Source organism: Microcoleus sp. K1-B1 (genome assembly GCF_036704705.1).
Classification (GTDB): Bacteria; Cyanobacteriota; Cyanobacteriia; order Cyanobacteriales; family Microcoleaceae; genus Microcoleus.
In genome coordinates this window covers 61,731-81,628 of sequence record NZ_JAUBSH010000009.1, presented here as the reverse complement: position 1 = coordinate 81,628, position 19,898 = coordinate 61,731, and the positions used below count along the sequence as shown (strand labels likewise).

The following is a 19,898-nucleotide window of genomic DNA, read 5'->3' as shown; positions in this document are numbered from 1 at the left end:
GGCGGACTAAATAGTAAATAATCCCGCTCAACTTGCGATTTTTTCCAATAGCTTTTCAGCAATATTCACGCTTTCAATATCGTAAAGTTCCCGGTTGTAACAAACAATTTGTGCTACCAACTTGTGATGATATTGCTGAGATTTTGCCAACATAGAACCCTGGGAACGCCGATAATTGACAACTACTTCTCTCGTTCCCAAAAAGGGGATATTGTGCTTGTGGCAGTTCACCCAAAACTCCCAATCTTCGTAACCTTCCTTCATCCCAACTTTGTACCCGCTGACCAAATCCAAAATAGATTTGTGATAAAGTGAAGACGGGTGAATCATGTTAGATTTCTTGATATTTTCGGGCGAATACAACTCGTAACTTGGTACTCTGCGATTTTCCGTGCCAAACATTTGATAAGAACCAAAGGCTACGCAAGGTACATTTGATTTTAAACATATTTCTAAAAGGTCAGTCAAGGCGTTTTCAGCTAGGATATCATCGGCATCTAAAGGCATGATGTATTCACCGTTTGCGGCTGCTATGCCCGCATTTCTAGCACTTGAAAGCCCTTGATTTGTTTGTTCTACAAGCCTAATTTGATATTGGGAATTTGCTAATATTAAATTTTTGGCAACTGTGCTGGTACTATCTAAGCTGCCGTCGTTGACAATGATAATTTCCCAATTTTTGTAAGTTTGCTTAATCACGCTAGTTACTGCTTCCAGCAAAAAATGAGATTGATTGTAGCAGGGAATAATCACAGATACCAAAGGTCGATCTGCAAATTGTGGCGATGCTGAAACTTGTTTGACACTTTCTGATTGTAAATTATGTGCCGAATTTCTAGCAGTTTGCAAGCTGTAAAAATAAATCTTGGGATGGACGATCGCTAATTGATTAAGATTGGTATTTTGATATTCATTTACTAACCTCGGATATCCCGACAAGTATTCTTGTTTAACAAAAATCAAGATATTCTGAGCGTACCAAGGCTCTACTTTTTCATTGTTCCAGATTTTTTTTCTCAAGCAATCAATGACTGCAAAACCATTTTGCTGAAAGTAATAAGCCCAATATTGTGGCCACTGTTCGTTAACGTGTTCGACACCGCCTTGAAATGGTATTGCTGCTGAAAACAAAATTACTGGTGCTAGTTGAGTGAGAGAATTAACAAAATTTTCGGCACAGGTAGCCGGCAAATGTTCGGCAACTTCCAGAGAAATTGCTAAGTCAAACTTTCTGTTTATTTGCAGCGGTTGCTTTAAATCGGCGGATTGGAACTGATTTAAAGGAATTTGTAAAATAGTGCGATCGACATAATCGCCATCTATTCCCAAACAATCCGCAATTCCCAACTTGTGAAACGCAGCTAACCAACTTCCCGTACCGCAGCCCACATCCACCACACTTTTAGGTAAAGTGGGTTGCAGCAAGTCTAACAGCAGGGGAATAATTTCTCTAGCAGAAGTGCGAGTTCCTTCTCCGATTAATTGGTAAAAATCTCTTGTATAAGATGACTGTTGTTTTTGATTGGTTTGGCTGGCTGTTTGAGAATTAATTGTCTCTAAACTGCTAATATTGTAACCGTGCAAATGTGCTGGCAACTGCCAGGAAATCGTGGGGTCTGGTTGATGTTTTACTGGCTCGACATTGCCCCGCCAAGCAGCCCCCATAATTTGCATTGTTTGATATACTACCGTTTGCCATCCCCTTTGCTTCAAGTAATCTAAGCCTTTACCAACATCTGGAGCGGTTAAATCGTGAAATAAAATTATTGCATCTTCCTCAGCCAATTTTTCACACGCAATGGCATCATTTAACGGCCCATCACCTCCGTGTTCTCCGTCAATAAAAATTAACGACCATTTGCGGTTGAATTGAGCGGAAAATTGTTCGACTCTTTGGGGGCTGTAGCCTGGTATTAGCTCGACTGATGTTTCAACTCCCGACGCATTTAGAGCGCCTTGAATTGAATCGATGACGCTTTGTCTGATGTCTTCTCTTTCTAACAACGGATCGACCACATCTAATGCAACTCCTGCGAGTGCTAAATGACAGGCTGACCAACCCAGCCAGCAACCTATTTCTAAGGCTTTTTTACCTTTGAATTGCAGGGCTGTATTGTAAAGGATGTGTGCTTCGTCGCGATTCAAAAACCCGATGAATGGATAGCGCTTGTCTGCATACCAATTATGCGGAACTTCCCGGCGCAAATAAGGCCAGTTACTCGCATTTGGATCGGCAATAATCATATTGGGGAAATAGGAGTCAGGTCTAATTATTTGGAACCCTGGCGACACATAATCCCCTGGTTGTAATAAATTAGTTTTGCTAATTTCAGGTTGTTGATAAGTCATTTTTGGTACTTGAAATATTGGTACTGCTTCCTGTTTTTTAGGTTGGTAACGGACGCTAATATCCAGTATATCGCCGTCAGTTGCCATCAATTGTACTCGGTCAAACTGCTGGCGACCAGCTAAATGCAAAATGCCGATCGCCTCCTGCGGCAAGTACGGCTCCACAAAACAGCCTCGCTGCTTGTCCCAAACCGGAAAACCGTTGAATATCCAATTGCACCAAGCTGGGAGCATTTCAGTCAGATTGAACAATTCGCCACTGTAAACAGCGAGGTTGAGGGCAAATTGATCTGTCATGACACAGCCGGATCTTTGCAATCCTTGATTGAGTTTGTCAGCCCATATTTCCCAGTGCAAAGCATCTTTTCTGAGTGCGAAAACTCCGGCATTTAATATGGGATAACTGTAGAATTTATTAGCAATTTCTTCACCAAAGTTAGCTTCGTATTGTTGATAAACCCACTGCCAAAACTGAGGAAGTTGTCCGTACTGCTGCAAGCTTGCCCTGTGAACTTCGGGAACAATTGCCAGTCCCCGGCGCGATGCTCCTTCAACCAACAAATTAATTGCTCTCCAGTCTTGCACCCAAGCATCTGCATCTATCCAAAGGTATATATCAAAATTGGGAAAGTATTTTCGCAAACAAGGTCTAACTAATAGTCCTTTTAAATGTTCGGGAGATTCATTTCTGCCAGGAAAGTCAAAGTCCCAATCGGGCTTTTTAATGATATTAACTTTGGTTTCCAGCCACTGCAACTGTTCGGGAGTGCAGCCGAGATCGAAAAAGCCGATCGCCACATTTTCGCCCTCGGGTTTTTCCCGCACCGATAAAATAGTACCTCGCACTAATTCAAAGTAATTTGCATCGGCGGCCGTGATGATGATAATCTGCATAAATATAGGATTGGGCATCGGGCATTGGGCATTGGGCATTGGGCATTGGTTATTTGTTATTTGTTATTTCATAATGGCTCATTCTTCCTTCTGCCTTCTGCCTTCTTCCTTAAATTATACTATCGAGGAGGACTTATGAAAAACCAAAAAGGGAAAGTTTACCTAGTCGGTGCGGGGCCCGGAGATTGTAACTTGATGACAGTGCGATCGCACAAACTGCTATCCCAAGCCGAAGTCTTAATCTACGATGCTCTAATCGACATCCCGCAACTCGAATTAATCCCAGCAACTTGTCGGAAAATAGAAGTCGGCAAACGTGGCGGCAAACCTTCCACCCAGCAGCAAGAAATTAACCGTTTGCTGGTAGAACATTGCCAACTCGGAAAACAAGTGATCCGCTTAAAAAGTGGCGATCCGTTTATTTTTGGTCGTTCTAGTTCAGAAATTCAAGCATTAATCACAGCGGGCTGCGAGTTTGAAGTAATACCCGGAATATCCTCCGCATTAGCCGCACCTTTACTAGCAGGAATTACCCTCACAGATCCGGTTATGAGCCGCTGTTTTGCAGTGATGAGCGCCCATGAACCGGATGCTTTGGAATGGGAAGCATTAGTGCAGATAGAAACTTTGGTAATATTGATGGGAGGGCGCAATTTAAGCGAGATAATTTGGCAATTGCAAAAGCACGGACGATCTACCGACACTCCGATCGCCATTATCCGAGATTGTGGCCGCCCCGAACAGCAAATTTGGCTGGGCACTCTCTCCAACATTGTACAGCAAACAGCAGGTCAATCTCTATCGCCTTGCGTGATGGTAATTGGGGAAGTAGTTAGATTGCGCGAATATTTAATCCAGCCAGAAAGCACAAATATGATCGATACACCTGTCACCACTAATAACAGCAAATTGCCGCTAGCAGGAAAAACCATTTTAGTCACGCGATCGGTTTCTCAGTCTGCTGAATTTAGCGATCGACTCCAGCAACAAGGAGCTCGCGTTATCGAAATGCCCGCCTTGGTAATTGGGCCGCCATCCACTTGGGAACCATTAGACAGTGCGATCGCACAATTGTCAAGCTTTCACTGGTTAATTCTCACTTCCCACAACGCTGTAGACTGCTTTTTTCAACGATTACAAGCAAAAGGCAAAGACGCCCGCAGCTTGTTTGGTATTAAAATCGCAGTTGTCGGGAAAAAAACAGCAGAAAGTTTGCGATCGCACTCTCTACAACCAGACTTTATTCCCCCCAACTTTGTCGCCGATTCTCTAGTCGAGAACTTCCCCGATAACTTGCAAAACTGCAAAATCCTATTTCCCAGAGTAGAAAGCGGCGGCAGAGAAGTTTTAGTTAAAGAATTCACCGCCAAAGGAGCGCAAGTAATAGAAGTGCCAGCTTACCAATCTTGCTGTCCCGAAACAATCGATCCGATCGCCTTATCCGCACTCCAAAATCAAGCCGTAAATATCATAACCTTTGCCAGTTCCAAAACTGTGCGTAACTTTTGTCACCTCCTAGAAAACAGCCCAGAATTGTCCCTGTCTCAGGATTGGTTAGAAAGCGTTTGCATCGCATCCATCGGGCCGGAAACTTCCAAAAGCTGCCAAAATTTATTGGGTAAGTTAGATGTGGAAGCCAAAGAATATACCTTAGATGGACTGACTGAGGCGATCGTCCAATGGGTTGCAGAATATCAAAGTTCATAAGTGCGAGCGGGCAGCCGTTAATTATCTAATCTGTAGCTGGTAAAATGGTTGTAATACCAATTTAAAAAAGTAAGTAAGGACACACGGCAGTGCCGTCTCCCTACAGACGATCGCGTACAATCTCTCGGTTGCAAAACTTTTATGAATTAGGATAAAATAGTTGTAAAATAACTAGGAGGAAATATGACCGCAAAAGACCAACTTCTTCAAGAACTAGACCAAGTACCAGAACCCGTGCTGCTGAAAGTGCTTGAATTTGTCCGTTCCTTAAAGACTGAAGAAGAAAAACAAAAACTCGAAGCCAAAGCATGGCAGGCATATCTAGATTCAGAACGCGAAAGAAAGGAGGTTTACCGTCGCCTTGCCAACTCCTAATTTTGTCAGCAAAAGTATGGTTTTAAGTATCCACGCCAGACAGATAGAGAGATTTTGTGGCACTCCCGGCGTTAGAGATGAAGGCTTGTTGGAGTCGGCTTTGGCTCAACCGCAAGCACCTTTTGGCGGGGATTTTTTGCATCCAACGATTAGCGAACAAGCTGCCGCCTATCTCTATCACATAGCGATGAATCATCCCTTTATTGACGGCAATAAACGAACGGCTTTTGCAGTGACAGATACCTTTTTGCGTTTGAATGGTTGCACTCTGAATTTGACCGACGATCGAGCATAGGATTTAGTCATGCGAGTCGCACGGGGAACCATAACTAAGGAAGAACTAACCACCGAGTTCGAGTCATGTATTATTGAGTTTTAATAAGTAAGTTGGGCCGCATTCATTGAGGTTAAGTAAGGTGCGGCGTACTCACGCTACATGGAAATAGCGAATCGCGGAACAAAAAAGCGAGTAAAATTATCAATAAAGAAGAAAGCCGAGATCCTTTGCGTCAAATCAGTAATAAAACTAAACAGAAAAAAGCACCAACCGCCGATCGCCCTTCCTCCGCCAAATCCCGCTACCCAACTACTAATTAGCAATAGCCATGAATATAAATTTTTCTCGTTACGACACCTTAGCCACCCTGCTAGCAGGAACTACCGCAGCCTTAACCATAGTCATCAGCCAGCCCGCGATCGCCAAAACCCCCCAAGAAGTCGCCAGCATTGCTGGGCCGCTGACTGTACAAATTAACAGTTCCCTCGGAGACGGTTCTGGGGTAATTATTGCCAAAACAGGCAAAACTTACACAGTTTTAACAGTCAACCACGTTGTAGAGAAAGCAGACGTGAAATACACCGTTCGCACGTCTAAAGGCAAAAACTATCAAGCAACCTCCGTCACCCGTTTACAAACCGCCGAAACTGACCCGGATTTAGCCGTAGTCAAATTTGAAAGTCCCGAAGAATATCCAGTCGCGACGATCGCCGATTCCGATCAAGCCGTCATCGGCACTCAAATCTTCGTTTACGGCTATCCCGCTACGGGCGGACTTTTCGGCGCTGAACGAGAACCTGAACTCTCTCCCGGACTCGTTACCAGCCGCCCGGGGAACCGCCCGGAAGGTTACACTTTGCGGTACCAGGCCGTAACTTGGAGTGGAATGAGTGGCGGCCCAGTTTTTGACTCCGAAGGCCGAGTCATCGGTTTACACGGACAAGGGGAATTCGGTTTCGCGCAAACGAGTTCCGGCGAAGTCGCCCCGATTAAAACCGGATTTAATGCAGCAGTTCCAATTAATACATTTATCGCGAAGCTGGTGGCGGCGGGAATAAACAAATCCGAGTTGAAAGTAGACAACACTCCCGCAACTCAAGGCCCCGTATCCACCGCCAATCCGCAAGACGCCCAAGCTTATTATTTTCGAGGACTTTCGCGGTTAGATCAAGACAATCCTTCGGACGCGATCGATGATTTCACCCAAGCACTCAAATTCAAGCCCAACTACACTCCAGAATTGCATTTCAACATCGGCAATGCCCGCACTCTTCTCGCCAGCATCGAGACAACCCGCGCGCCCAGCGCTATTCAAGCATACAATGATGCGATCGCAGCCAATCCCGGTTTTGCCGACGCCTACTACAACCGAGCTTTAGCTTACCTGGAAAACAACAACAAACCGCGAGCAATGGCCGACTTTCAAAAAGCAGCAGAACTTTACAAGCAAGGCGGAAGAACCAGCGCCTATCAAGACGCGCTCAGCAGAATCAAGCAATTGCAGTAGAATGAGAAGTTAATAATTAAGAATTAAAAATGGGATTACTCATTTTTAATTCTTAATGTCGTTCATAAAAACAGCAGGTAAATAACAATGACTGCTATCACCTTAAACCTCAATTCCATTATAAAACTAACTTCAGAACAGTTTTATCAACTGTGCGAAGAAAACCCGGACTTGAAACTAGAACGCAACGCCAACGGAGAATTAATTGTCATGCCCCCAACCGGAGGAGAAACGGGAAAAAGCAACTCAACAGCGAATGCTCAAATCTGGACGTGGAACGATCGAACTGAACTCGGAGAAGTGTTTGATTCCTCCACAGGTTTTACTCTGCCCAATAAAGCCGATCGATCTCCTGATGTCTCCTGGGTAGAAAAATCGCGCTGGGAAGCTTTGACGCCCGAACAAAGAGAAAAATTCATCCCGCTTTGTCCCGATTTTGTCATTGAATTAGTCTCACCCAGCGACAGCCTAAAAAAGACTCAGGAAAAAATGCAAGAATATCTGGAAAATGGCTGCCGTTTGGGTTGGCTGATTAACCGCAAAAAACGGGAAGTTGAAATTTATCGCTCCGGTCAAGATGTGGAAGTTTTACAATCTCCTCTCACTCTTTCTGGCGAAAATGTTTTGCCGGGATTTGTTCTCAATTTGCAAAAAATTTGGAATTAGTAGAATTAAATTTTGACTTATTATTATATCATCTTTAATAAAATAACCGTTACCATTTCGTCGTGAGGAATGCAAGTCAGAGCGAGTTGGATCGGGAGGGGAGCATCTCATATTTGTAAAAACACTTCTTCTGACTCATTCCTTCTGACTCTTTGCTCGCAGCAAGAGAGCCTCAAAACTCCAATTTCTAGCTGGGCTGCTTTCAGTGAGATGCTCCCTAGCCACCCCTTAGATCGCTCTAGCTTCTTTGTCCTTAAACTCGATAACTAAACTGGATTCGGGAGCAGAGGTCGAATTAAGTCCATAATTTGGTCATAGTTAAAGTTATTGACAGAATCAATTAGCGAACTGGAAAGAATTGATTTAGATGCGGGAATTTGTTTGATTAGCTCGTTCATGACTTCAGGATCAACATAGTAGGCAGCTTGATACATTTCTTCTAACCACTGAGAGGACATCACGGCTAAATCTTCGGGAGATACAGAATCAACAAATAGTTGTTGGGCCTCTTTTCCTACAACTGTGTAGATGTACTCTACTCCCAAGTGTTGAGCGAGTTTGTCAAAGACGAGCCTTTCCTGAAAAGGCTTGCTCATAAAGTCGTCACAACCAGCCATAAGAGCTTTCTCTCGCTCTTCTTCAAAAGCACTGGCAGTTAAAGCAATAATGACAGTCTCTTGTCCCTGAGAATGTTCTCTAATGCGTTTAGTGGCTGTGTAGCCATCCATGATCGGCATTCGTAGATCCATCCAAATCAGGTGTGGGGACCAACTTTCCCACAGGGATAGTGCTTCAACTCCCTGTGTTGCTTGGCGCACCTCAAAACCGACTGAGGTAAGGAGTTTGACCAATAAGCGGCGATTTTCTTCTACATCTTCAACCACAAGGATGCGGTATGTTGGTTGTCCTGGAGCTATACCAATCACTCTCTGTTTAAGCAATTCTGAACCAAGGCAGACTGATTGAGGTAACTTTACCCCTAGTTCAAAGTAAAAAATTGTCCCATGATTCAATGTGCTTTGAACCCGAATCTGACTACCCATGAGTTTGACAAATCTTTGGCTGATAGCTAGACCTAGACCAGTACCTTGATTTAATTTATTCCCAGCTTCCGCTTGCACGAACGCCTTAAATAAGCTGTCTATTTCTGTTGGAGCAATTCCCACTCCAGTATCCTCAATTTCAAAACATAGGTGACAGGAAGTTTGGTCGATCTGTTCTGATCTTACTCGTAAGGTGACGCTTCCTTTTTTAGTAAACTTAATCGCATTACCGAGCAAATTGACTAATACTTGATACAGTTTTTTCTCATCGCTATGCACAAATTCTGGAAGATTAGGGTCTCGCTCGACAATTAGTTTCAATCCTTTCGATTGGGCTTTGATTCGCAACATTTCTTCAATAGAAATCAGCAAAAATTTTAGGTCAAAGTCAGAAAGAGAGAGTGTCATCTGTCCGCTCTCAATTTTGGATAAATCTAAAATGTCGTTAATCAATTCCAATAAATGTTCGCCGCTACGATTGACGATCGCCAGATCTTGTTGGATTTCGGGAGTCAGAACAGGATCGTAACTCATCAATTGCGTAAATCCCAAAATAGCATTGAGAGGAGTACGGAGTTCGTGGCTCATATTGGACAGGAACATACTTTTGGCTCGGTTTGCTGTTTCTGCTGCTTCTTTAGCTTGCTGAAGTTCCAACTCGGCTTGTTTGCGATCGCTAATATCAATTAAATATCCCAAGATTTCCACTGGTCTACCTGCACGATCTCGAATTAGTCTGAGTTGACCGAGTATCCAGCGATACACCCCATCTGAGCGACGAAGACGGTATTCATGGAAATAAAAATCATTGACGAATAGATGGGCTAAGCCATTAACTACTCGTTCTAAATCATCTGGGTGTAAGTTATTCACCCAAAATTCAGAATCTTCTAAAAACGCAATGCTTTCATAGCCCAATACATCTTTGACATTTTCGCTGATGAACGTTGCTCCATAATCGCCACCAGGTTTACAGCTAAAAATAACAACGGGGCTGTAGTTCAGGAGAAAGTTGAGGCGATTTGTGGTAGCCTGCAAAGCTTGCTCAGCCAGTTTTAGCTCTGTTGCGTCCTCCTGAACGGAAACATATACAGTTCCGTATTCAGGGTGTTCAAACCTAGACGTATGAGCCCTGCACCAAAAAAGTCTTCCATCTTTTTTCTTATTGTATACTTCATATTGTGCTTCTCCTTTCTGCTCAAGTTGAGTGACAAGATCTACAACGCTTGCGTCTGGTGTAACCTCTGTATCGATATAATTCAAGACAACAACCGATTGACCTGCGAGTTCGCCATCTGTGTAGCCAAACATAGCGTCAAATTTGGGATTGGTGTAGACGATTCTGAGATCTGAGGCTTTAATTAAACACACTCCACCTGCCATGTTATTCATAACAACACTCTGAAGCTCTAGCGTCTTTTGAGCTTTTTTGCGAGCGGTAATGTCTTGGATCTGAGCAATAAAATGCAGTGGATTGCCCTGTTCATCTTGTACGAGCGAGCCATCAAGAAGAATCCAAACCATATGTCCTTGTTTATGGAAATACCGTTTTTCCATTTGGTAAGTTGAAATTGTTCCTGCTAATAGTTGATGTGCATAACTAAGATCCAGGTCTAAATCGTCAGGATGGGTAATGTCTTGGAAAGTTAACGCTAACAACTCTTCTGAGGAGTAGCCAAGAATCTGACATAAGGCAGGATTGACTTTAATCCAGTGCCCATCAAGTGAAACGATCGCCATCCCGATAGAGGCATTTTCAAACGCATTGCGAAACTGCTCTTCACTGTTTCGTAAAGCCACCTCAATTTGTTTGCGTTCGTTTTTAGCCCGCTTGCGCTCATTGATCTCCTTCTCTAAGGCTTGATTTGCCACAATAAGTTGAGCTGGACTAGGTAAAGCTAAGGCTGATGGAATTAAAAACACTAGCTCAGATGCAGTATATATAGAAATCAGAGCAGTAATAGCTTTAAGTCCTCCCGAAAGCCAATAAGTAGGAAACCAAAGCGTCCAAATTTCCATAATATGAGTTGTACCACAGGCAATTATGAAGGCGCCAAACAGAATAAATACTTTCTGAAATGGAGTATCTTGGCGCTGTCGCACAAAGTAGATTAGCATGATGGGGATGGAGTAGTAAGCTAAAGCAATTAAACCATCGGATAAAATATGTAATCCTACTAAGTTTGTTTGCCAGAGATAGCAGTGACCATGAGGAATGAATCCTCCACTTTCAAAAAATTGTGTAATCATATCTAACCTGCATTATTCATGAGTGCTGAAGTGCTTAGCGATTGAGTTCTGCCATTGCCCGCTTCATGGTCGAAGTCTTACCGGGAAAACCACTTTTGAGTAGGGAGATGTCAACTTGCGAACCCAGCAGCACGAGACATCCGATCGCAATGACGAGTAGACTTGCCCTTTAAGAAATGTGCTTGTTTATAAATCGGCTGCTTGGGTTGAAAAAATGTTCTCCTAATTTTACCCCAAACGAAGAAGGGCAACCACGGGGGGATTATCCCTACCTCAACAAGTCAGATTTTGTAGGGGCTGTGGCAGCGTGCCAGTCCTCGAACTCTGCGATCGCAGGATTTCTTTCTGCGTAAAGTGAGTTTATAACCTAATAATTCAACTATACTCTTATTCATAGGCTTGTAGTCCTCTGGCAAGAAACTATGGAAAGGAGTAGGATTCTCGATAGAACTAGCGATAGAGTGAGCGATCCAGCTACCAACTACCGCGGCAATATTTTAATTGTTGACGATCTGCCTGACAACCTGCGTCTTCTGAGCCGTAGTTTGAGGAGACATGGTTATAAAGTTCGCTGTGCCACAACAGGTGAAATGGCGATCCGAGCCGCCCAATCGCCATGGACGGAACTAATTTTACTCGACATTAAATTGCCCGATTTGGATGGCTATGAAGTTTGTAAACAATTAAAATCTAACGAGCAAACCACAAGCATTCCGATAATTTTTTTGAGTGTTCTCAATGAAACTTTCAATAAGGTTCAGGGGCTGGCTGTTGGTGGCGTAGATTATATTGCTAAGCCATTTCAAATTGAAGAAGTATTAGCTCGTGTCGAAACTCACCTAACTATCCGACGGTTGCAACAAAGCCTCCAAGAGCAGAATTTACGTCTCTTGAGAGAAATGGAAGAACGCCAACGTCTCGAAGCATCCCTTTTTGCCGAAAAAGAACTCGCTCAAGTGACTCTCCAATCGATTGGTGATGCAGTTATTACTACCAATGCTCAAGGTAATGTGCGATTTTTCAATCCTATCGCTGAGCAACTGACAGGCTGGAAGGCTCATGAGGCTAAGGGACTCCCCCTGTCTACAGTCTTTGAAATTGTCAATGAAGTAACACGAAAGCCAGTACAGAATCCGATCAACAAGGCTCTGTTGGAGAAGCGAATTGTGGGCTTAGCTAACCATACTATACTGATTGCGCGCGATGGGACGGAGTATGCCATTGACAACTCAGCAGCACCGATTCGAGACTGCCAAGGTCAAATTATCGGGGCAGTCATCGTCTTTCATGATGTTACCGAATCGCGCAATTTTGCTCGTCAACTCTCTTGGGAAGCTAGTCACGATGCTCTGACGGGTTTAATCAACCGTCGAGGATTTGAGCAGCGACGAATGGAGGCGATCGCCTCTGTTCAAGATAGCAATCAGCAGCACGCTCTCTGTTATTTAGATTTAGATAAGTTCAAAGTCGTTAACGATACCGCTGGTCATATTGCTGGCGATGAGCTACTGCGCCAAATCACTACACTTTTACAAAAGGGAGTCCGCGCTCATGACACACTGGCTCGCTTGGGAGGTGATGAATTTGGTCTTTTGCTTACTAAATGTCCCCTCTCTAAAGCAGCTCAGATTGCGGAAAACCTCAAAGATCTAGTGCATCAGTTTCGGTTTATTTGGGATAGCAAAACCTTTATCATTGGGGTCAGTATTGGAGTTGTTGCCATTAACCAAGACAGCCAAGATTTGATGGAGGTTATGGGGGCGGCTGATGCAGCTTGTTATGCTGCCAAAGGCAAAGGTCGCAACTGTGTTCATGTTTATCGTCTAGATGATGGCGAACTAATATAATTAGACAACGTGGTGAGAGGCAGTTGATTTCCAAAATCAGCCGTGCGTGAGAAACCAATCGTTTTTGTCTCTACTCCCAAAAGATTGGCTCTATTACCTCTAAGCCATCATTAGAGCATTAGGAAATTTTGTTAAAAATGCTAGACAAAAACGGAGAAAGCGTGGCGGCCAATGATATCAAATCCGTTAGCATTGGAATAGTAAATTCGAGTTCACTGTTGACTGTTGACTGTTCACGGCGTCAACAGTCAACAGTCAACAGTCAACAGTCAACAGTCAACAGTCAACAGTCAACATCATTCCGGTGTAACCGGAAATGATATTACCGCACTTTTTTAGGTATTCTGATCCTCCGAGTTTTGCGACTTCTTCTCTCCCGGTTTTGTGGGCGATCGCACCCTCTTCCTTCAGAATTACCACGGCGAACCAATCATGGTAAAAGCAGCCCAATAATAAGGATGCGACAACTTTCGATCGCCCCTGGCGGCCAACTCCGACGGCAAAGGCAGAGCTTGATTGTTGCCCGATCGCACCAAATAACCATCTTGCAACCGCACTTCACCCCGCAACATCGCCAACTGCGCTTGCCGCAAAGCCTCAGCCTTAATCGGCGCTGTACGCAACTCCTGGTAAAACTCAGTCATCAGCCCCAAAGTCGCGACATCGCTGACATACCACAAACTCGCCAAAGCCGATTTTACCCCCGCGTGCACCGCCAACCCTGCAAACCCCAACTCAGCTTGTTCGTCCCCCACCGCCGTAGTACACGCACTCAAAACCAACAACTCCACCTGCGGGTTAGATAACTTCAACTGCTCCAACTGATTCAACCGCAACTTAGTATCCCAAAACTGAATGTAAGAATTTTGGGCCCCCCCAGGCTGAAAATCGCCGTGAGTAGCTAAATGAATAATTTTGTATTGCGGTTGATTGCGCTTCTGCTTCAAATTTGCCAAAGTAAAAGCTTCATTGAGAAAAGACGAACCAGGCCAAATCTTGCCCACAATTGTCGATATTTCCAACGGCACCGCAGGCAACGGATTTTGATCGTATTTGGCAGGAAAATTCGACGCACCCATCGCTAACACTTCAGAACCCTTAACATCGGCATAGCGAGTATCAGTTAAACTCAAACTCGGAATCAGCCCCAAACTGTACTTTTCTACCAAAAACTGCTTGCCGTCGTAAAGAGCAGCCAAAGGCAAAGTTCGCAAACCGACATCCATAGAAAACACTAAAGTGTCAATCTTGTTAGCCTCCAATTCCGGTTGCAGAGGTGCAATTAACCACTGGTAAAGTTCCTCGGCAGGTTCCTTGTAATCAACAGCATTCAATCTCCTGGGACTTCTGATAGCATTAGTGAATTTTTTAGCAACTTGCAGGACTGTCTCGCGGCTTGCAGGCACGCTTTTAAAAACATTTTTGCCGTCTGGCAATAACAACACAAGTTCTAAATGTTTTTCTTTCGCCCACACGTAAAGGATAGCGGGTTTAACCCCAGTCAACTGATTGACGCTGCTGAGAGTATCTCGAATACTTTGCTGCGTGACTGACTTTTCAGTGACAGTGCCTCCAAAGTAACGTTCAAATTCCCGGCCCTGAGTTCTATCCCTTTGCTGCACTGCGTCGATCGGATTTATTTGCGCGATCGAGTTCGATCGAGAAATCTCAGGAACCCTCACATTCCCGATACTTTCTGCTGTCACCGCACTCGCCGGCTTCTGTGGAGTTGTTGCCACGCTGGCGTTTTCTGTCGCCGCAGGCGTACCCAAATTGTCTTTTAACACCAACGGCGACAGCAGTACCGGGCCTGCCGCAGTCTCCTTTGACCCCGCCTCAACAGACGCAGCAGCAGGTTCTGGCGAGACATTTGCGTTACTGGTCTTTGGCTCCGACGCTGCGGCGCCGAGACTCACCTGAGTCACAATTTGTTGAGAATTGTCTGTAGTTTGCAGTTCCACGCTGGTATTTGGTGCCGGACTCGGCACGATCGCCAGCGGCCCGATCGCAGTTGAGGAAGTGGCAGTGTTCGACTTCAAGTTTCCCGTCCCAACAGTCGCCGCCGTGCAGGTTCCCGACGAGCAAGTGCTTTGCAGCAGCGTCTGTGAACCCGATTGAGCCAGCCCGTCTGTAGAAATGCTGACCTGGGCGCGTTCAGCAGCAGTTCCTGTTCCCGCAGCCCGAAACGCTCCCCCAGCCTCGATTGCCACATCGCCGCCCGTATTGCCACGAGCTTTGATCGAAACAACTTCAACATCTTTCTGCCCGATAATTTGGCTCGAACCGGCACTTCCCGATTGCGAACTCGAGTTGATCACCCCTGTAACGATCCGGCCCGGCGCCGCAATCGAAATATCTCCCCCGCTTCTGGCACCAAAAGCATCGATGTTGCCGGTTTCTACCGCACCAGCGCTGCGAATATTGATAGGGCCCGCCACCCCGGAATTTGAGCGAGATGAAACCGTACCAGCAGTCAACTTGCCTTGACTGCTAGTGATGTTAATCCCCGCAATCGAGGTAACGTCTCCGACGGCTACAGTACCGCCCATTAGAGAGATTGTGGCGTTATCAGTGCCGACGATCGCACCCGTTCCCACGATCGCGCCGCTGCCCGATGGCGATTGAATCGTCGTCGGATCTTGAAAGGTCAACGCCAGAGGCGTTGAATTCGGCGTTGAATTCGGCGCTGGAGAACCAATCGATATCGCACCGCTACCGTCAGGGCGCCCGATCGTGATCGAAGCAAACCCATTCTGAAAAGTGTTCAATTCAGCAGCAGTCAAGTTCAGAGCTTCTGTATCGCCCGAACCTTGAATTATAATATTTTGACTGGGATCTGCTGGTTGCAGCACCAGATTGCCGTTGCTGGCGATCGAATTGTTCTCACCCGTCAAGTCAATTTTGTTGCCCGTCAGGGTAATATCTCCCGGTGTTTTCGAGCCACCAGCTTCGATCGCCCCGGCAGTAACTCCATTGCGCCCCGTCAGCGTCACCTTCCCAGCGCGATCGCCCCTTGTGTCGATCGCCCCGGCAGTCACCGTACCCTGTGCAGTAACACTCACATCTCCCGCCGAATTGCCTATATCTTCGGAAGGATTGACAGAAGTGTTGATAGTGCGGGCAGTTCCAGTAAGTAACTGACCGGTTGTGACATTGCCTGCGGTGCTGACGATGCGAATTTCCTGATTGTTGGTAGTGATATTTCCGGTACGGATATTGCCGTCAGCTTTGAGAGTAATTGAGGCATTGTCGGCCCCTGTCAAAGAATTTGTGGTAGTGATTGTTCCCAAACCCGCTGGCGATTGAATAATAAGCGGATCATAAAATGTGAAATCGTTGGCAATCAGAATTGAACCGATACCGTTGCTGCGCCCGATCGTAATTCCAGCAAACCCATTTTCCAAACTTCCGAGGTCGTTTGCTGTCAGATTCAAATAAATATTAGTGCCGACATCTCCAGAACCGCCGATCGCAATATTTTGACCGGGACTCCAAGGTTGCAGTACCAAAAACCCAGTACCGCTGACTGAATTTTTGTCACCTTTAAAATTAATTTCATCACCAGTCAAAGTAATGTTTCCCGAACCCCCTGCGATCGAGCTCACTCCCAGAACATTCCGAGCCGTCACAGTGACATTTCCCGTCGCTTCCCGCCCGCTGGCATCCAGTTTTTGCGCCGTTACATTCAGACCGTCGAGCACAATATTCCCGCTCTTGGCGGTGCTGAGATTGGATGAAGAAATATTGTTGGCAACGGTCGCCCCCGGACTAATCAAACTAATATTTCCGCCGTTACTCGACAAATTGCCCGCAGTAATTTGACTTCCCGAAATGGTGATCGCACCGCCAGCCGTGCTAATTGTATCGGCCGCATTCATCGAAAAAGCACCCGCACCATTGCGATCGGCATCGGCTCTAAATGTTACCGAACCAGTAGTTGATTGAAAGCTCAACTGATTGTCCGCCAAATCAGCAATTGTGATATCATTGAGCGCTTCGACAACCACATTTGCAGTCGCCGACATACTTTCCAAAGCTCTAGCCGAAATAGTCAGCGAAGGCTCAGAATTGTTTGGCTGTTCTGGTGGCGTTCCTGTTGCCAAAATATTATTGTTAGCAATTATTTCCGCATCGCCCGTACCTTCTGGGGAATCTGTAATTAAAATATTTTCTGGATCTAACAGCAAAGTCCCCAAACCGTTTGTCCCTGAAGTATCAACAGTACCGTTAAAAATCAATCTTTGCTTGCCCGACACTTCCACAAACCCGCCAACACCTGCGGTTGCCGTTGCAGAAACGCCATTTGCGCTGATGCTGCCCAAAAATGCTGTTGTGTTGTCAGCCCAGACAAAAACTCGGCCGCCGTTGCCTGATTCAGTTGCGTTGGCTGCGATCGAACTTTTGGCATCCACGTAAGTCATCCTGGCATTCGGCACAGTTCGCTCGCCTCGGTAATCTCCCCCGATCCGCACCGTTCCGCCGCCGTCGGGCCCCGAAGCCTCAATCTTCGCTCCCAATAGACCTACCTTGTCACCCAACACGTTGACGCTTCCTCCGACGCCCCCCCTGGCAGACACGTCCGCAGTACCCGCTACCAGCGCAGTTCCAGCCCCTGCAGGCACTGTTTGGCCGCCTGTGAGCACGACTTCACCTTGAGCGTTTGTAGTTATACCCGTAGCATTAGCCACGCCGGGGCCCGAAAGCAGCCGAGGTAAAGTCAGCGGAGAGAAGGGGAGAGCTTCCGAAGCCGACATTCCGGCTGCTGGAGAAACTTCTAAACTCAGCAAAAGTCCGTTTTGACTCAACCGCACCAAATTTTTGTCCCGAACCGCCACCACAGTAATTTGACCGCCTGTGGCTGAAAGTGGGCCCGTACTGATCACCGTTCCGCCCAGCAAAGTCAAATTTTGCCCCGTGCCGACAGCCAAGTTACCGGCATTGACAATACTCCCCGGCTGTGCGCCAAAAGCAAAAGCATTCGGCGTTCCGACTAGGGCGGCGTAGTCGTTTGCCCCAGTACCGTTGAACCAACGGTCGTCAAAACCGATACCGCTAGCGGTGGTAGCCAAAAAAGACCCGGACACATCGAGCCGCGCATTTGCTCCGAAGATGATGCCTGCGGGATTCATCAGCAACAAATTAGAATTGCCGCCACTAACTTGAATTAGACCGTTAATTAAGGAAGCGTCGCCCCCGACAACGCGGCCGAGGATATTTTTAACGCTTGGGTTGGAGATGAAATTGGCAGTTTCGCCAGAATTCAGATTGAACCGAGTAAAACTGTGGAACAAATTTGCACCGTCTCTGGATGTAGTGCCGCCTTTAATGTCGTAGCGAGGAGGCGACACTGTACCTGGGGCGGTGACAGTGGTTCCGGTGCCGTCTGGGGCTGGAGTAATAGATTGTGCCGCAGCAATTTGAGATTGGGGATAAATTGCCACGAGTACCCATCCGCTGCTGTTTTCTTTGAGGAAAACCAGGTTGGGGAAAAAATCTACTATCAAAAATCCAGCAAGGGGAATTGCTGCCAGAATCGACCGCACAGCACGTTGAGCATTCATAAGTTTGCCTCGGTCTAGACCTTCATTCGAGTTTAAAATTGAGATTTTAGGTAAAAAAGAGTCGATCGCACCCCAATACTGACACTTCCTAACGCGAACTCTCGATCGCAAATCTTAAAATTTAAGTCTAAATTTGATTGTGTCACCAACATAGCAAAGACTGACAGTAAGTGTCGAAACACAGGAAGTTTAAACAGAGAAAATTATGAGCGATCGAATTGTCCGTCTAATTGGTTTAACTGGGGGCATCGCCACCGGTAAAACCGCTATATCTAATTATCTGGCAGATGCCTGTGGATTTCCAATTTTAGATGCCGATATTTACGCCCGCGAAGCTGTGAACCCCGGTTCGCCAATACTTGACTCTATTGTAAAACGATACGGCGCGGGTATTTTGCTCCCGGACGGCAATTTAAATCGGCCAGAGTTGGGAAGTATTATTTTTTGTAACGCAGACGAGCGACAGTGGTTGGAACAACAGATTCACCCTTACGTGCGCCGCCGATTAGTTGAGGAAACTCAAAGCTGCATTGCTGCATCGAGTTTGGTATCCCAAGGCACACAGGATTTAGGTACAAAGACTCAAGAAACCGGCTTTTTTCACCATCATCAAAAGCTAGAACCGAGTATTGTTGAAAAAAAACCCGGTTTCTGTGCCAAGGCTGACACGTTGACTTTGGTTTTGGTAGTGCCGCTGCTGTTTGAAGCTAACATGACTGACTTGTGTACCGAAATTTGGGTAGTGTACTGTTCACCCGAAGTGCAGTCAGAACGACTAATGCAGCGAGACGGCTTGAGTTACGATCGAGCTAATGCCCGCATTAACGCCCAGTTGCCGCTAGCTCAAAAGTGTCAACAAGCTGATGTTATTTTGGACAACTCGTCAACCCTCGACTCGCTATTCCGGCAGGTAGATGTGCAAGTCAGTCGCTGTGAGATTTGATATTTGAGATTGATTCCGCGATAGCGGTTTTAAAACCGGGTTTTTTTAATTCCTGCGCGCCAGTTAGTCGATTTGAGAGGTGAGATTTGAGATTGAATCCAGGATTTTGTGAAGGAGCTTTTTTCCCCAACCGCTTTCGACTTCTCCTTCGGAGTGGCGGGTAAGCGCTCTTGTCACAAAGCAAGATCAGAAAAGTCAGAAAAGATCACAAAAAATAAAAAGTTCACAATTTATTTAAAAATACAATAGCAATCATTTATGAAGTTAATGTAAAAAATTAGGCACTGCCCGCTTTAAGGAATCTCCTTGACCAAGATATTGATATCTAAGGTGCTGATGGCGGGCTTGGTTACTCTCCTGTTATGTCTTTAATCCCCGGATTGCGGCTTCAGCTCAATAAATTATGAAGTCAATCATAAAAGTTGTAAAACTTTACAATTGGCGGTTTTTGTTTCCTTGTTGGAAGACCGTTTCCAGAG

Annotated in this window: 11 protein-coding genes; 7 read left to right on the top strand and 4 right to left on the bottom strand. The window is 45.7% G+C overall.

Annotated elements, in window-relative coordinates:
• Window positions 1-27: 27 nt before the first annotated feature.
• Window positions 28-3,282 (bottom strand): glycosyltransferase, encoded by a 3,255-nt coding sequence (locus QUA83_RS05155; protein WP_333291956.1) that lies wholly within the window; start codon window positions 3,280-3,282, stop codon window positions 28-30.
• Window positions 3,283-3,378: 96 nt separating this feature from the next.
• Between QUA83_RS05155 and cobA the strand changes: the two genes are divergently transcribed.
• The 5 genes from cobA (at window position 3,379) to QUA83_RS05130 (ending at window position 7,775) form a co-directional block, all read left to right on the top strand.
• On the top strand, window positions 3,379-4,950 hold the full coding sequence (gene cobA, locus QUA83_RS05150; protein WP_333291955.1) for a uroporphyrinogen-III C-methyltransferase: 1,572 nt from the start codon (window positions 3,379-3,381) through the stop codon (window positions 4,948-4,950).
• 183 nt (window positions 4,951-5,133) lie between these two features.
• Entirely contained in the window at window positions 5,134-5,325 is a 192-nt protein-coding gene (locus QUA83_RS05145; protein WP_333291954.1) for a DUF2281 domain-containing protein, read from the top strand.
• Window positions 5,326-5,341: 16 nt separating this feature from the next.
• Window positions 5,342-5,620, top strand: a complete 279-nt coding sequence (locus QUA83_RS05140; RefSeq protein ID WP_333291953.1) for a type II toxin-antitoxin system death-on-curing family toxin — start codon at window positions 5,342-5,344, stop codon at window positions 5,618-5,620.
• Window positions 5,621-5,930: 310 nt separating this feature from the next.
• Window positions 5,931-7,109: a tetratricopeptide repeat-containing serine protease family protein gene (locus QUA83_RS05135; protein ID WP_333291952.1), complete on the top strand. Its 1,179-nt coding sequence runs from the start codon at window positions 5,931-5,933 to the stop codon at window positions 7,107-7,109.
• A gap of 87 nt (window positions 7,110-7,196) precedes the next feature.
• Entirely contained in the window at window positions 7,197-7,775 is a 579-nt protein-coding gene (locus QUA83_RS05130) for a Uma2 family endonuclease (RefSeq protein WP_333291951.1), read from the top strand.
• Window positions 7,776-8,041: 266 nt separating this feature from the next.
• On the opposite strand, the gene QUA83_RS05125 is transcribed toward QUA83_RS05130, so the two are convergent.
• A complete protein-coding gene (locus QUA83_RS05125) occupies window positions 8,042-11,068 on the bottom strand; it encodes a PAS domain S-box protein (protein WP_333291950.1) in 3,027 nt (1,008 codons plus the stop codon).
• Between the two features lie 422 nt (window positions 11,069-11,490).
• Here QUA83_RS05125 and QUA83_RS05120 point away from each other — a divergent pair, with 422 nt between their 5' ends.
• Window positions 11,491-12,915, top strand: a complete 1,425-nt coding sequence (locus QUA83_RS05120; RefSeq protein ID WP_333291949.1) for a diguanylate cyclase domain-containing protein — start codon at window positions 11,491-11,493, stop codon at window positions 12,913-12,915.
• A 276-nt stretch (window positions 12,916-13,191) separates the two neighbouring features.
• On the opposite strand, the gene QUA83_RS05115 is transcribed toward QUA83_RS05120, so the two are convergent.
• Both QUA83_RS05115 and QUA83_RS05110 read right to left on the bottom strand, forming a co-directional pair.
• On the bottom strand, window positions 13,192-13,335 hold the full coding sequence (locus QUA83_RS05115) for a hypothetical protein (protein ID WP_333291948.1): 144 nt from the start codon (window positions 13,333-13,335) through the stop codon (window positions 13,192-13,194).
• On the bottom strand, window positions 13,329-18,476 hold the full coding sequence (locus tag QUA83_RS05110) for a CHAT domain-containing protein (RefSeq protein WP_333291947.1): 5,148 nt from the start codon (window positions 18,474-18,476) through the stop codon (window positions 13,329-13,331). Before QUA83_RS05110 ends, QUA83_RS05115 begins: the two co-directional genes overlap by 7 nt.
• A 205-nt stretch (window positions 18,477-18,681) precedes the next feature.
• On the opposite strand from QUA83_RS05110, the gene coaE reads away from it, so the two are divergent.
• Window positions 18,682-19,419, top strand: a complete 738-nt coding sequence (gene coaE / locus QUA83_RS05105) for a dephospho-CoA kinase (RefSeq protein WP_333291946.1) — start codon at window positions 18,682-18,684, stop codon at window positions 19,417-19,419.
• The last annotated feature ends 479 nt before the right edge of the window (window positions 19,420-19,898 follow it).

What these genes read in the sequence shown, in the direction of transcription:
- QUA83_RS05125 (WP_333291950.1), bottom strand. Translation starts at nt 11,068, where the DNA reads ATGATTACACAATTTTTTGAAAGTGGAGGATTCATTCCTCATGGTCAC.
- QUA83_RS05140 (WP_333291953.1), top strand. Translation starts at nt 5,342, where the DNA reads ATGGTTTTAAGTATCCACGCCAGACAGATAGAGAGATTTTGTGGCACT.
- QUA83_RS05135 (WP_333291952.1), top strand. Translation starts at nt 5,931, where the DNA reads ATGAATATAAATTTTTCTCGTTACGACACCTTAGCCACCCTGCTAGCA.
- QUA83_RS05145 (WP_333291954.1), top strand. Translation starts at nt 5,134, where the DNA reads ATGACCGCAAAAGACCAACTTCTTCAAGAACTAGACCAAGTACCAGAA.
- QUA83_RS05130 (WP_333291951.1), top strand. Translation starts at nt 7,197, where the DNA reads ATGACTGCTATCACCTTAAACCTCAATTCCATTATAAAACTAACTTCA.
- coaE (WP_333291946.1), top strand. Translation starts at nt 18,682, where the DNA reads ATGAGCGATCGAATTGTCCGTCTAATTGGTTTAACTGGGGGCATCGCC.
- cobA (WP_333291955.1), top strand. Translation starts at nt 3,379, where the DNA reads ATGAAAAACCAAAAAGGGAAAGTTTACCTAGTCGGTGCGGGGCCCGGA.
- QUA83_RS05155 (WP_333291956.1), bottom strand. Translation starts at nt 3,282, where the DNA reads ATGCCCAATGCCCAATGCCCGATGCCCAATCCTATATTTATGCAGATT.
- QUA83_RS05110 (WP_333291947.1), bottom strand. Translation starts at nt 18,476, where the DNA reads ATGAATGCTCAACGTGCTGTGCGGTCGATTCTGGCAGCAATTCCCCTT.
- QUA83_RS05120 (WP_333291949.1), top strand. Translation starts at nt 11,491, where the DNA reads ATGGAAAGGAGTAGGATTCTCGATAGAACTAGCGATAGAGTGAGCGAT.